Raw genomic sequence first — 14,797 nt, 5'->3', positions numbered from 1 at the left:
ACACGAGCAGCCGTGTCCACGACCAACCAGGGCGCAACCTCGTCAGTCGCGTCAGAAAGGGGTTGATCATGAGCACGCAAACCGTCCTCGACTCAATACTCGCCGGAGTCAAGGCCGATGTGGCTGCCCGCGAATCAGTGATCGACTTCACCGCGATCAAGGCAGCCTCCGCATCAGCACCGGACCCCATCGACGCCGCAGCGGCTCTGCGCGAGCCGGGCATCGGGGTCATCGCAGAGGTGAAGCGGGCGAGCCCCTCCAAAGGCGACCTCGCCGACATCGTCGACCCGGCCGCACTGGCATCGGCCTATGAGGCCGGCGGCGCCCGGATCATCAGCGTCCTGACCGAGGAGCGCCGGTTCCGCGGTTCGCTCGCAGACCTGGACGCGGTACGCGCCGCGGTACAGATCCCGGTCCTTCGCAAAGACTTCATCGTCGGCCCGTACCAGATCCACGAGGCGCGCGCCCACGGTGCAGACGTCATCCTGCTGATCGTCGCGGCACTCGAGCAGAACGTGCTCTCGGCCCTGCTCGATCGCACGGAGTCGCTCGGTATGACGGCGCTTGTCGAGGTGCACACCGAAGAAGAGGCGGACCGTGCCTTGCAGGCGGGTGCGTCGGTCGTGGGTGTCAATGCCCGCAACCTCAAGACCCTCGAGGTCGATCGAGACAGTTTCTCCCGGATCGCTCCCGGACTGCCATCCCAGGTGATCCGGATCGCTGAGTCCGGGGTCCGCGGTACCGCCGATCTGCTGGCCTACGCCGGAGCCGGCGCCGACGCGGTGCTGGTCGGAGAGGGGCTGGTCACTTCTGGTGATCCACGTGCCGCCGTCTCCGAACTGGTGACCGCCGGAACACATCCGTCCTGCCCCAAACCAGTCCGATAGGCCCTGAGTTCTCCTTATGACGTCGTCGTCTTCTGCACCCCTTTCCGATCTACCCTCCGCCAGCGCCGGCCTGGTCAGCCGTACCTCGCTGGAACCCGACCGCGGTGGTCACTTCGGTGTCTACGGTGGACGCCACGTACCCGAGGCCCTGATGGCCGTGATCGAAGAGGTCACCGCCGCGTACGAGAAGGTCCGCTCCGATGATGAGTTCCTCGGCGAACTCGATCGGCTACAGCGCGATTACACCGGCAGGCCGTCACCGTTGTACGAGGCCACCAGACTCTCCGAGCTCGCCGGCGGCGCACGGATCTTCCTCAAGCGAGAAGACCTGAATCACACCGGATCCCACAAGATCAACAACGTGCTCGGGCAGGCGTTGCTCGCGAAGAAGATGGGCAAGAACCGGGTGATCGCGGAGACCGGTGCCGGTCAGCACGGGGTGGCCACGGCGACGGCGTGCGCGATGCTCGGCCAGGAATGCATCATCTACATGGGCCGGGTCGACACCGAACGGCAGGCGCTCAACGTCGCCCGGATGAGGTTGTTGGGCGCGTCGGTCGTATCGGTCGAAACCGGTTCGGCAACCTTGAAAGATGCCATCAACGAGGCGATGCGCGACTGGGTCACCAACGCGCACGACACTTACTACTGCTTCGGCACCGCGGCCGGACCCCATCCGTTCCCGATGATGGTGCGCGACCTGCAACGCGTGGTCGGACTCGAAACCCGTCAGCAGATCCTGCAAGCCGCGGGTCGATTGCCCGACGCGGTCGTCGCCTGTGTCGGCGGCGGTTCCAACGCGATCGGCATCTTCCATCCGTTCCTCGACGACACCGATGTTCGGCTGATCGGCTACGAGGCTGCCGGAGACGGTGTCGAAACCGGCCGACACGCGGCAACCTTCACCGGCGGAACCCCGGGTGCGTTCCAGGGCGCCTACTCGTATCTCCTGCAGGACGAAGACGGACAGACCACCGAATCGCATTCGATCTCCGCCGGCCTGGATTACCCGGGCGTCGGACCCGAGCACGCGTACCTCAAGGACATCGGCAGGGCCGAATACCGGCCGATCACCGACACCGAGGCAATGGACGCGCTGGCACTGCTCAGTCGCAAAGAAGGCATCATCCCGGCCATCGAATCGGCGCACGCCGTCGCCGGCGCCCTCAAACTGGGTCCAGAGCTCGGTGCCGACTCGATCATCGTGGTCAACCTGTCCGGGCGTGGCGACAAGGACGTCGACACCGCCGCCAAATGGTTCGGACTCTTCGAAGTGGATGGTCATGCCTGAATCCCCCTCGGCCGATTCTCGGCTGGGACCGCTGTTCGCTCAATGCCGTGAGGAAAAGCGCAGCGCCCTCATCGGTTACCTGCCGGTCGGCTACCCCGACCTGCCGGGTTCGCTCGACGCGATGCGCACGATGGTCGAGGCCGGCTGCGACATCATCGAGGTCGGCGTTCCGTACTCCGATCCGGTGATGGACGGACCGACCATCCAGGAGGCCGCCGAACAGGCGCTGCGCCAGGGTATCCGTGTCAAAGACGTCTTCAAGGCCGTCGAGGCGATCTCCGAGGCCGGTGGCAGTGCTGTGGTGATGACCTACTGGAACCCGGTGCTGGCGTACGGAATCGATGCGTTCGCCCGCGATCTCGCCGGGGCCGGTGGCCTGGGTCTGATCACCCCCAACCTGATCCCCGAAGAGGCCGACCAGTGGATCGCCGCCTCGCACGAACATGACCTCGACCGGATCTTCCTCGTCGCCCCGTCGTCGACGGAGGAACGGCTCGCGATGACCCTCGAGGCGAGCAGTGGATTCGTCTACGCCGCCTCCACCATGGGTGTCACCGGTGCCCGCGACAGCGTGTCGACGATGGCCCCCGAGCTCTGTGCCCGGGTCCGGCTGCGCTCCGACATCCCGATCGGTGTGGGTCTCGGCGTACGGAACAAGAAGCAGGCCGCGGAGATCGCCGGCTACGCAGACGGCGTGATCGTCGGCTCCGCATTGGTCAGCGCCGTGACCGAGAGTCCTGATGCGCTCCGCGCGCTCACCGCCGAATTGGCAGAGGGTGTCCGGGCCGGCCACACCGAACGTGCCGGGGTTCATTCGTGAGCACCGAGGTGCTGGCCTATATCCCCAGCCCGTCGCAGGGTGTGTGGAACGTAGGCCCGTTTCCACTCCGGGCCTACGCGCTGTGCATCATCGTCGGCATCATCGTTGCCATCTTCTGGGGCAACCGACGCTGGGTGGCCCGCGGTGGACGCGACGGTGAAGTTCTCGACGTTGCGATCTGGGCGGTGCCCTTCGGTCTGATCGGTGGCCGGATCTATCACGTCATGACCGACTGGAACACCTACTTCGGTGACGGACCGAAGAGCCCGATCGACGCCCTCAAGATCTGGGACGGCGGACTCGGGATCTGGGGTGCGGTGGCCTTCGGTGCTCTCGGTGCCTGGATCGGTGCCCGCCGGGCCGGGATCAAACTACCTCCGTTCGGTGACGCCATCGCGCCCGGAATCCTGCTGGCGCAGGCGATCGGCCGACTCGGAAATTACTTCAACCAGGAGCTGTACGGCGATCGCACCGACCTGCCGTGGGGCCTGGAGATCTTCGAGCGCTCCGACTCGTCGGGCTTCACCAGTCCCGGCTTGATCGACGGCAAGTCCACGGGTGTGGTCTACGCGGTCGTCCAACCGACCTTTCTGTATGAGCTGCTGTGGAACGTGCTGGTGGTGCTGGCGCTCGTCTTCATCGATCGTCGGTTCCGGATCGGGCACGGGCGGTTGTTCGCCCTCTACGTGGCCGGGTATTGCCTCGGGCGGTTCGTCATCGAGACGCTGCGCACAGACACCGCGACCCTGCTCTGGGGCATCCGTATCAATCTGTTCACCGCGGCCATCGTGTTCGCGTGTGCCGCCATCTATGTGGTGATCGCCCCCAAGGGCCGCGAGACCCCGGCCGAGATCTATCACCCGGGCAGTGGGCCGGACCCCGAGCTCAGCGAGGACCCGGTGGCCGGTTTCGTCGAGGACGACGCACCCGTCGAGGCGAAGACCACGTCTGGTGGGACCGCAACCAAAACTGCTGAAACCACGACCAAGGCGGCTGAGACCAAGGCCGAGACGGCCGATACCAAGGCCGAGGTCGCTGCGACACCCGCCGCCGAGGCGAAGGCAGCGGAGCCGAAGCCTGCCGAGGCAACGTCAGCAGCGACTGAACCGGCCGATGTCGCAGCGGCGACTGAAGCGACCCCGGTCGCACCGGTGCCCACGCCGACCGACACCGAGGAAGCCGAGACCGAGGCCCCGACCGACTCGAAACTGGACTCTGCGGCCAAGCCGTATCGGAAGGCCAAGCCCGACACCGCAACCGGTGGAGACGACCAGACTGTTTAGGGTCTGCTCACCCTTTATTTGCCTGATATCATGGGCAGTTGCACCACCGCGAGTTCCGCAGGTGCGCATATTTCACCCCACGGGCCAGTGACGTCCTGAGGATTACTGGCTGGTTCCTCGCGTGATCGAGGGCCTAGGCGTGGAGGTCGGATTTGCTGTTCTCTCAGCTCCCGGAAGCCCAGGGTCTGTACGACCCGGACATGGAAGTCGATTCGTGCGGTGTCGCGATGGTCGCGGACATCCACGGCCGGCGCAGTCACGAGATCGTCGCCGACGGGTTGCTGGCCCTCGAGAATCTCGATCACCGCGGCGCCGCCGGAGCCGAGACCAACAGCGGCGACGGCGCGGGCATCCTCATGCAGGTCCCGCACGCGTTCTTGCGCGAGGTCGTCGACTTCGATCTGCCTGCCGCAAATCTGAATGGTGAGAACACCTTCGCCGTCGGCAACTGCTTCCTGCCCGCAGATCCGGCGACCAGGTCACGAGCGGTCGCCCGGGTCGAGGAGATCGCGGCGGAGGAGAACATCACCATCCTCGGGTGGCGCGAACTGCCGGTCGAGGTGGATGCCGCCGACATCGGTCACACCGCCCGGGGTTGCATGCCGTACATGGCTCAGCTGTTCGTCAGCGGACCACTGAACGCCGACGGCACGGCACCCTCAGGATTGGATCTCGACCGCCTGGTCTATCCGCTGCGCAAGCGTTCCGAACGCGTCACCCCGGAGTTGGAGGCCGACGGCAGCGGTCTGTATTTTGCCTCGCTGTCGAGCCGGACGATCGTCTACAAGGGCATGCTCACCACGATGCAGCTGCCGCTGTTCTACACCGATCTGCGCGACAAACGCACTGAGAGCGCGATCGCGATCGTTCACTCACGCTTCTCCACCAACACCTTCCCGTCCTGGCCGCTGGCCCATCCGTTCCGGTTTGTCGCCCACAACGGCGAGATCAACACGGTCCGCGGTAACCGGAACCGCATGCGTGCCCGCGAGGCGCTGCTCGAGACCGACCTGATCCCCGGCGATCTCACCCGGTTGTTCCCCATCTGCACCCCCGAAGCGTCCGACTCCGCGTCCCTCGACGAGGTCCTCGAACTGCTGCACCTCGGTGGTCGCAGCGTCCCGCACTGCGTGATGATGATGGTCCCCGAGGCCTGGGAAAACGTCCCCGACATGGATCCACGCCGCCGGGCCTTTCTGCAGTTCCATTCGTCGTTGATGGAGGCGTGGGACGGACCGGCATGTGTGACCTTCACCGACGGCACGCTCGTCGGGGCCGTTCTCGACCGCAACGGCCTGCGCCCCGGGCGCTGGTGGCAGACCCGAGACGGCAAGGTGGTGCTCGCGTCCGAAGCGGGCGTGCTCGACATCAAGAGCGAAGACATCGTCGCGAAGGGCCGGCTGGAACCCGGGAAGATGTTCCTGATCGACACCGCTGCCGGACGCCGGATTCCCGATGCCGAGATCAAGGGCCAGTTGATCAACGAGCGACCTTACGAGGAGTGGCTGCACGCCGGCTTGCTCGAACTGGCCCGGCTGCCGCAACGGCCGCGGTTCATCCCGACCCACGACTCGGTGGTGCGGCGGCAGGTCTCGTTCGGGTACACCGAGGAAGACCTGCGGGTGCTGATCGCGCCGATGGCCGCGTCGGGATACGAGGCTCTCGGTTCCATGGGCACCGACACCCCTATCGCTGTGCTCTCTCAGCGTTCGAGGTTGCTCTACGACTACTTCGTCGAATTGTTCGCGCAGGTGACCAACCCGCCGCTCGACGCGATCCGGGAAGAGATCGTCACCTCGATGGCCCGCGTGATGGGCCCCGAACAGAACCTGCTGGAGCCGACCGCGGCGTCGTGTCGGCAGATCCTGCTCCCGTGGCCGGTCCTGGACAATGACGAACTCGCCAAGATCGTGCACATCAACGACGAGGGCAACCACCGTGGTCTGTCCGCGAAGGTGCTGCGGGCGCACTACCCGGTCGCCGAGGGCGGACCGGGACTCGAACGCGCGCTGGCGGACCTGCGGACGCGGGCCAGCGAGGCCATCGCGAGTGGCTTCCACACGCTGGTCATCAGCGACCGGGAAACCGACCGCGACAACGCGCCCATCCCGTCGCTGTTGGCCACCTCGGCCGTGCACCACCACCTGGTGCGGACGAAAGAGCGCACCCGGGTGGCGCTCGTCGTCGAGAGCGCCGACGCGCGGGAGGTCCACCATGTGGCCCTGCTGATCGGTTTCGGCGCGGCAGCGGTGAACCCCTACCTGGCGTTCGAGACCATCGAGGATCTCGTCCGGGAGGGTGAACTCACCGGTGTGGCGGCGTCGAAGGCGGTGCGGAACTACTTGCAGGGCCTGGGTAAAGGTGTGCTCAAGGTGATGAGCAAGATGGGTATCTCGACTGTCGGGTCGTACACCGCGGCACAGTGTTTCGAGGCTGTCGGCCTCTCGGGTGATCTCGTCCGCGAGTACTTCACCCGCACCGTGTCGCGGATCGGTGGCGTGGGCCTGGACGAGATCGCAGAAGAGGTACGCCTGCGCCACCATCGGGCGTACCCGCCGAACCCCACCGAGCAGGTCTATCGGCGCCTCGAGATCGGCGGCGAATACCAGTACCGGCGTGAGGGCGAACTCCACCTGTTCAGCCCCGAGACGGTCTTCCTCCTACAGCACGCCTCGAAGTCGGGAAAGACCGACGTGTACCGCAAGTACACCGATGAGGTGAACCGGCTCTCGCGCGAAGGCGGAACGTTACGCGGATTGTTCGAATTCGATACGCAGGGAAGAGAACCCGTACCCCTCGAAGAGGTTGAGTCGGTCGAATCGATCATGAAGCGGTTCAACACCGGTGCGATGAGTTACGGCTCGATCTCTGCGGAAGCCCACGAGACGATCGCGATCGCGATGAATACCATCGGTGGCCGGTCGAACTCGGGGGAGGGAGGCGAGGACACTGACCGGCTGTACGACCCGATGCGGCGCAGCGCGGTCAAGCAGGTCGCCTCCGGCCGCTTCGGTGTCACCAGTGATTACCTCATCAACGGGACAGACATCCAGATCAAGATGGCCCAGGGCGCCAAACCTGGTGAAGGCGGCCAACTCCCGGCGTACAAGGTGTATCCGTGGATCGCCAAGACCCGGCACTCCACGCCCGGAGTGGCCCTGATCTCGCCGCCGCCGCATCACGACATCTACTCCATCGAGGATCTGGCCCAGTTGATCCACGACCTCAAGAACGCCAACTCGCAGGCGCGGATCCACGTGAAGCTGGTCAGCGCGATGGGCGTGGGCACAGTGGCGACAGGGGTGTCGAAGGCGCATGCCGACGTGGTGCTCATCTCCGGGCACGACGGTGGCACCGGTGCGTCGCCGCTGACCTCGCTCAAGCACGCCGGAACCCCGTGGGAGATCGGGCTGGCCGACGCGCAACAGACGTTGATGCTCAACGGGTTACGCGATCGCATCACGGTGCAGTGCGACGGCGCGTTGCGCACCGGACGTGACGTGATGGTGGCAGCGCTCCTCGGTGCGGAGGAGTACGGCTTCTCCACCGCTCCGCTGATCGTCGCCGGGTGCATCATGATGCGCGTCTGCCACCTCGACACCTGCCCGGTCGGCGTCGCGACCCAGAATCCGAAGTTGCGGGCGCGGTTCACGGGCCAGGCCGAGCACATCGTGAACTTCTTCAAGTTCATCGCCGAAGACGTCCGGGAGCATCTGGCGATGCTCGGCTTCCGCACCTTGGACGAGGCGATCGGGCGCTCGGACGCGCTGCACACGGCGCCCGGGGTGGCGCATTGGAAGTCGAAGGGACTCGACCTGTCGCCGATCTTCCGGATGCCGGTGAACGATTCGCCGCGTCGCCGGATGCGCGGACAGGATCACGCCCTGGACAAGGCGCTCGATCAGACCCTGATCCAGCTGTCGGAGGGCGCACTCGAAGACGCGCACCCGGTGCACCTCGATCTCCCCGTGCGCAACGTCAATCGCACGGTGGGGACTCTGCTCGGCTCCGAGGTCACCCGTAGGTATGGTTCCGACGGACTGGCCGAGGACACGATCACTGTCTCGCTGACCGGTTCTGCGGGCCAGTCCCTCGGTGCGTTCCTGCCGCCCGGGGTCACGCTGTCGCTCACCGGTGACGCCAACGACTACGTCGGCAAGGGGCTGTGCGGCGGCAAGATCGTGGTCAAGCCGCACAGCGACGCAACGTTTGTCGCCGAGGATCAAGTGATCGCCGGCAACACCATCCTCTACGGCGCCACCAGCGGACAGGTGTATCTCCGGGGCCGGGTGGGGGAGCGATTCTCCGTCCGCAACTCGGGTGCCATTGCGGTGGTCGAAGGTGTCGGCGACCACGCGTGCGAGTACATGACCGGTGGGCGCGTGATCATCCTCGGGCCGACGGGACGCAATCTCGCTGCGGGAATGTCCGGTGGGATCGCGTTCGTCTACCACCTGGATTCGTCGAAGGTGAATCAGGCGATGGTGGATCTGCAGAACCCCGACCCCGACGACCTGCTCTTCCTCCACGATCAGGTGAGCCGGCATGTCGAGCTGACGGGTTCGGCGGTCGGGGCCTCGATGCTGGCCGACTGGCCCCGGCGCAGCCGGAAGTTCACCAAGGTGATGCCCACCGATTATCAGCGCGTGCTCGACGCCGCGCGCATGGCGGAAGCGGAAGGACGAGACGTGGATTCAGCGATCATGGAGGCGGCTCGTGGCTGACCCGCGCGGATTTCTCGAAGTCGGCAAGGCCGAAGCGGTCACCCGGCCGGTGTACGAGCGGGTCAACGATTGGCGGGATGTGTACGCCGACAACGACCCCCTCAAGGAGAACGAGAACGTTGCCGAACAGGCGCGCCGTTGCATGGACTGCGGGATCCCGTTCTGCCACTCGGGCACGGCGGGTTGTCCGCTCGGGAACCTGATCCCGGAATGGAATGATCTGGTGCGCCGTGGCCGGTGGGACGCCGCCAGCGATCGCCTGCATGCCACGAACAACTTCCCGGAGTTCACCGGGAAGATCTGTCCGGCCCCGTGCGAGTCCGCGTGCGTGCTGTCGATCTCGCAGGCGACCACCGGCGGCAGTGTCACCATCAAGCGCATCGAGAAGACGATCGCGGAGGAAGCTTGGCGCGAGGGTCTCGTCGGTCCGCAGACATCGATGACCCATTCGGGGAAGACCGTCGCGGTCGTCGGTTCCGGTCCGGCCGGGCTCGCCGCCGCACAGCAACTCACCCGCGCCGGCCACACCGTGACCGTCTTCGAGCGTGACGACCGACTCGGCGGCTTGCTGCGATACGGCATCCCCGAATACAAGCTGCAGAAATCAGACGTCGATCGTCGGCTGGGGCAGATGCGGGCCGAGGGCACCGAGTTCGTCACCGGCTGCAACGTGGGCGTCGATCTGACCGTCGACGAACTCCGAGAGCGATTCGACGCGGTCGTGCTCGCAGTGGGAGCCCTGGCGGCCCGGGACAACACCGGGGTGCCCGGGAGAGACCTGAACGGCGTTCATCTGGCCATGGAGCATCTGGTGCCCGCCAACCGGGAGTGCGAGGGCGATGGACCGTCACCGATCTCCGCGCAGGGCAAACACGTCGTGATCATCGGGGGCGGTGACACCGGTGCAGACTGCCTCGGCACCGCGCACCGGCAGGGCGCGGCGTCGGTCACCCAACTCGACTACAACCCGGAGCTGCCATCGGACCGAGACGACGACCGATCGCCGTGGCCGACCTGGCCGCTCATCCTGCGCAGTTCGTCCGCGCACGCCGAGGGCGGCGCCCGTCGGTACGAGGTCGCGGTGCAGCGGTTCGTCGGCGACGACGACGGCAACGTCATCGCGATGGTCCTGGCCGAGGTGACGGTCCAGCGTGACGACGACGGGAACCGTACCGTCGTCCCCATCGGCGACGAGTTCGAATTACCCTGTGAGTTGGCACTATTCGCGATCGGTTTCGAAGGAGTCGAGCGCACCGAACTGCTGTCCGAGCTCGATTTGGCCCCGAATCGTCGCGGCGCACTCGCCTGTGGCAGCGACTGGCAGACCGACGCTCCCGGCGTCTTCGTGTGTGGCGACGCGCACCGCGGGGCCTCGCTGGTCGTCTGGGCGATCGCAGAGGGACGTGCCGCCGCACGAGGAGTGGACGAGTTCCTGATGGGCGAATCGGACCTGCCCTCACCGATGCACCCGGCGGCGCTACCGCTGTCGGTCCGCTGAAGCGCATTTCTGCAGGGACCGCCATCTTCTTAACACAGCGAATTATGGGTGACGTCTTGGCTACTTACGTGGAGAGGATCGCCTGTGCGGACTAGGCTCGGCGAGGTGAATCGACGTACCAAAATTGTGTGCACCCTCGGACCGGCCACCGCGACCGACGATCGGGTGCGTGAACTGGTCGAGAGTGGAATGGACGTGGCGCGGCTGAACTTCAGCCACGGCAAACACCAAGACCACAAGGAGATGTACGACCGGGTCAGGAAAGCGTCCGACGTGACGGGACACGCGGTCGGCATCCTCGCCGACCTGCAGGGCCCGAAGATCCGACTCGGGACCTTTGCCGACGGCCCAGTTCAGTGGACCGCAGGCGACGAGGTCAGGATCACCGTCGAGGACTGCGCAGGCACCGCCACCCGCGTCTCCACCACCTACAAAGAACTGGCCAATGACGCACAGCCCGGTGACCGGCTGCTCGTCGACGACGGCAAGGTCGGGCTGACTGTCGTCGAGGTCGACAAGAACGACGTGATCTGCACCGTCACCGAAGGCGGCCCGGTCAGCAACAACAAGGGTGTCTCCCTGCCCGGCATGAACGTCTCGGTGCCTGCCATGTCGGAGAAGGACATCGCCGACCTCGAGTTCGCGCTTGCCCTCGGTGTCGACCTGATCGCGCTGTCGTTCGTCCGTTCACCCGCGGACATCGAACTGGTCCACGAGATCATGGATCGGGTCGGCCGCCGCGTTCCGGTCATCGCCAAGCTGGAGAAGCCAGAGGCCATCGACAACCTGGAAGCGGTCGTCCTGGCCTTCGACGCCGTCATGGTCGCCCGCGGCGATCTCGGTGTCGAGTTGCCCCTCGAAGAAGTCCCGCTCGTCCAGAAGCGCGCCATCCAGATGGCTCGGGAAAACGCCAAGCCGGTCATCGTCGCCACGCAGATGCTCGAGTCGATGATCGAGAACTCGCGACCCACCCGCGCCGAGGCCTCTGACGTCGCCAATGCCGTTCTCGACGGTGCCGACGCCGTCATGCTCTCCGGAGAGACCTCGGTCGGCAAGTACGTCATGGAGACCGTGCAGACCATGGCCCGGATCGTGAAGGCCGTCGAGAACGGGACCCGCGACGTGCCGCCGCTCAGTCACGTCCCGCGCACCAAGCGCGGAATCATCTCCTACGCTGCTCGCGACATCGGCGAGCGTCTCGACGCGAAGGCCCTGGTGGCGTTCACCCAGTCCGGAGACACCGTGCGCCGCCTGGCCCGTCTCCACACGCGGCTGCCGCTGCTGGCATTCACGCCGCTGCCGGAGGTACGCAGTCAGCTCGCCATGAGCTGGGGAACAGAGACCTTCATCGTCCCGCGCGTCGAATCCACCGACGAGATGATCAAGCAGGTCGACGCCTCGCTCCTCGAGATCGGCCGCCTCAAGGTCGGCGACCAGGTCGTCATCGTCGCCGGTGCACCTCCCGGAACCGTCGGCACGACGAACCTGATCCATGTTCACAGGATCGGTGAGGACGACCACTGATTTGGCGGGCTGGCGCCCGCGTGCAGGCAGCCCTGAAGTCGCGTGCTCTTCCCTCGTCGGCTCAGTCGCTTCGCTCCCTCGCTCCTCAGTCCAGAGCACGCGGGGGCTGCCTGCGCTCCTCACCTCGCTAGCGCTCGCTCGTCGGCAGTCCAGAACCACCGCGGCCACACCTCCCAGGTCTTCGCATCGCTGCGCTCGCTCAGACCTCCGTCGAGCGGGCCGATAACGCCGACCGGGCCGATAACGCCGTCGAGTGGGCCGAAACAGCCGTCGAGCGGGCCTCTGCGCGCGTTGATCGTGCCTGTGCACGGCCAGAACGGCCCGGTCGGCGTTCGGTAGGGCCCGGTCGGCGTTTGGTAGGGCCCGCTCGGCGTCCGGAGCGGCTCAGCCTCGCAGCGGTGGCGTCCTCTAGAGTCTTGCTGTGACTGAAGCCCCCGGTACGACGTCTGATCTGAGCAAGCTGCTCGCAATCTTCGATCTCGAGCAGCCCGAACCCGACCTCTTCATCGGGCTGCACCCGACGGAGGTCGGGGCCCGCACCTTCGGCGGGCAACTGTTGAGCCAGGGAGTGGTGGCTGCCGGGCGCAGTGTGCCCCGCCCTACTCCCGTACACGCGCTCAACGCGCACTTCATCCGCGGCGGCGACGTCACCAAACCGATCGAGTACCACGTCACCCGGCTCCGCGATGGCAAGCCGTTCGCCAATCGTCTCGTGACCGCCATGCAGGACGGCGAAGACATCTTCTCCATGCTCGTCGCGTTCCAGGACAACAAGGCAGGCCTGGAGCATTCGGTGCAGAGTCCTGACGTTGCCTACCCCGAAGATCTGCCACCACTCGGTGAGCACTTCAAGGGCTTCGAGGATCGCATCGCACTGTTCGTGAATGCCATGCACCCGATCGACATCCGATTCGCCAACGATCCCACGTGGAAAGCGCGCGAATCGGGGGAGCGGCTCGAGCACAACAGGGTCTGGATGCGGACCGATGGTCAGATGCCCGACGACCCGCTGCTCCACATCGCTGCCCTCTGCTACGCCTCCGACACCACCGTTCTCGACTCGATCATCACAACGCACGGCTTGTCCTGGGGTATCGACCGCTTGTTCGCCGCGACCGTGAACCACTCGATGTGGTTTCACCGCGACTTCAGATTCGACGAATGGTTGCTGTACGCGACGGAGTCACCCGTCGCTGCGGGGTCGCGGGGCCTGGGCACCGGTCGGTTCTTCACCCGTGACGGTCTGCTGGCCACAACAGTCGTGCAAGAAGCGCTGATCAAATACTTCCCGCCGAAGAACTGACCCGATAGGGCAGACTCAAACCATGCAGCCCGTCCAGCAGACGCCGCAATACTGGCTGAATCCCGGCCCCGATCTGCCCCCACGGACATGGCAACGCCGGACCCGCAAGCCGATCATCGTGATCAGCTCGATCGCTGCGACGATCCTCGCGGTGATCGCGATCGGTGCCCTGGCCCTCGGTGTGCAAGAACGCGACTTCACCGCCGACGGCTCCGTGGTTCTCACCGATCAGCAGTACGAGGTGTCCGCCACCGACATCTGCGGCGGCACCGGCGAATTCGAGGATGTGAGACAAGGCACCCGGGTGCGGGTGCTCGATGAGGACTTGTCGATCCTCGGACAGTCCGAGTTGTCTGCACCTGAACTGTCCGACAACCGATGCTTCCTGCCGTTCTCGATATCAGGGATTCCCGAGGGTCGGGCCGAGTACTTGGTCGAAATCGGCACAACCCTGCGCTACGAAGCCACTGAGTCCACATTGGCGGGCGGGATCACGATCGAACCCTGAAGCCCCGGATCAGATTTCGCGATCCCGGAACACCGGTGTCGAGCGAGTCATGCCCGCCTTGCGCGCGATCGCGTGGTTCTTGGTTCGCAGCAGTCGGAGCTGCAGAACCTGCTCGACGGGGAACGAGAATCGCGGGGACCGCGACCAGGTCTTCTCGAACAGCTTCTTGGTCGACGCCACCGAGTCCGGTGAGCGGGCGGCGATCTTCTCGATCAACGCCAGTGCTTCGGCGTGCGGGTCGTCGGCGACACCGGTCACCACACCGATCTCCTTGGCGTAGTCGGCCGAGAACATCTCCCCGGTCATGGTCAGACGCTTCGCGGTGTCGATCCCGGTGAGCTGAGACAGCGCCGCCGACGCCGACATGTCAGGGATCAGACCCCACTTGGCTTCGAGGATGGAGAAGTCGGCGTCGGGGGTGGCGAACCGGAAGTCGGCACCGAGGGCGATCTGCAGGCCGCCGCCGTAGCAATGGCCGTGGACTACAGCGATCACCGGCACGGGCACCCGGCGCCAGTGCCAGGCCGGATTCTGGAAACCGTTGGAGCCCTGCAGCAGATTCGGCACGAACGTACGCAGGACGCTCTTCTGCTTTCCTGCGAGACTGCCGACATCAAGCCCGGCGCTGAAGGATTTGCCGGCACCACTGATGATCACCGCGCGCAACGTACGGTCTTTCGCAGCCTGTTGTGCGGCCCGGGTGAGCCCGGCGAGCAGGGGCAGGGTGAGGGCATTGTGCTTGTCGGGCCGATTGAGCTGGACATGTGCGATCGGTCCGGCGGCCGTGTGCTCCACGCAGTACGTCACGGAGTCGTCGGCGGCCGGGCTGCCGTGCGGATCGGCGGCGAGCGTCAGCGGTGCAGGTGCGGATACGCCATCGGTCGCTGGCATGTTGGGGCTCCTTCAGGTGGGAATCTTCGGTCCTACGGTACGCGGGCCGGCGCCGTATTGATCCGCGG

Annotated in this window: 9 protein-coding genes and 1 pseudogene; 9 read left to right on the top strand and 1 reads right to left on the bottom strand. The window is 65.7% G+C overall.

The genetic code is table 11. The annotated features are described in order from the left end of the window. Positions 1-68: 68 nt before the first annotated feature. The 9 genes and pseudogenes from trpC (at position 69) to BFL43_RS12955 (ending at position 13,838) form a co-directional block, all read left to right on the top strand. Positions 69-887 (top strand): indole-3-glycerol phosphate synthase TrpC, encoded by an 819-nt coding sequence (gene trpC / locus BFL43_RS12995; protein ID WP_084892956.1) that lies wholly within the window; start codon positions 69-71, stop codon positions 885-887. A gap of 16 nt (positions 888-903) precedes the next feature. Beyond that, positions 904-2,178: a tryptophan synthase subunit beta gene (gene trpB / locus BFL43_RS12990; protein WP_084892955.1), complete on the top strand. Its 1,275-nt coding sequence runs from the start codon at positions 904-906 to the stop codon at positions 2,176-2,178. Next, complete coding sequence (gene trpA, locus BFL43_RS12985) at positions 2,171-2,998, top strand: tryptophan synthase subunit alpha (RefSeq protein WP_084892993.1); 828 nt, start codon at positions 2,171-2,173, stop codon at positions 2,996-2,998. Before trpB ends, trpA begins: the two co-directional genes overlap by 8 nt. Then, a pseudogene (gene lgt / locus BFL43_RS12980) lies at positions 2,995-3,918 on the top strand (prolipoprotein diacylglyceryl transferase); the annotation flags it as partial. The gene trpA and the pseudogene lgt, both read left to right, overlap by 4 nt. A 515-nt stretch (positions 3,919-4,433) precedes the next feature. After that, positions 4,434-9,005 carry a glutamate synthase large subunit gene (gltB, locus tag BFL43_RS12975; protein ID WP_084892953.1) on the top strand — a complete coding sequence of 1,524 codons (4,572 nt, stop codon included), beginning with the start codon at positions 4,434-4,436 and terminating at the stop codon, positions 9,003-9,005. After that, positions 8,998-10,503, top strand: coding sequence for a glutamate synthase subunit beta (locus BFL43_RS12970; RefSeq protein WP_084892952.1), 1,506 nt, complete (start codon positions 8,998-9,000; stop codon positions 10,501-10,503). Before gltB ends, BFL43_RS12970 begins: the two co-directional genes overlap by 8 nt. Positions 10,504-10,608: 105 nt before the next feature. Beyond that, positions 10,609-12,027 carry a pyruvate kinase gene (pyk, locus tag BFL43_RS12965; protein WP_084892951.1) on the top strand — a complete coding sequence of 473 codons (1,419 nt, stop codon included), beginning with the start codon at positions 10,609-10,611 and terminating at the stop codon, positions 12,025-12,027. Between the two features lie 421 nt (positions 12,028-12,448). Next, a complete protein-coding gene (locus tag BFL43_RS12960) occupies positions 12,449-13,330 on the top strand; it encodes an acyl-CoA thioesterase II (RefSeq protein ID WP_084892950.1) in 882 nt (293 codons plus the stop codon). 22 nt (positions 13,331-13,352) lie between these two features. Further along, positions 13,353-13,838, top strand: coding sequence for a hypothetical protein (locus BFL43_RS12955; RefSeq protein WP_084892949.1), 486 nt, complete (start codon positions 13,353-13,355; stop codon positions 13,836-13,838). 9 nt (positions 13,839-13,847) lie between these two features. On the opposite strand, the gene BFL43_RS12950 is transcribed toward BFL43_RS12955, so the two are convergent. Continuing rightward, positions 13,848-14,729, bottom strand: a complete 882-nt coding sequence (locus BFL43_RS12950; RefSeq protein WP_084892948.1) for a crotonase/enoyl-CoA hydratase family protein — start codon at positions 14,727-14,729, stop codon at positions 13,848-13,850. Between the last annotated feature and the right edge of the window lie 68 nt (positions 14,730-14,797).

Source organism: Williamsia sp. 1135 (genome assembly GCF_002095395.1).
Taxonomy (GTDB): Bacteria; Actinomycetota; Actinomycetes; order Mycobacteriales; family Mycobacteriaceae; genus Williamsia.
The sequence above is the reverse complement of the archived record's forward strand: the minus strand, read 5'-3'. Positions and strand labels throughout refer to the sequence as shown.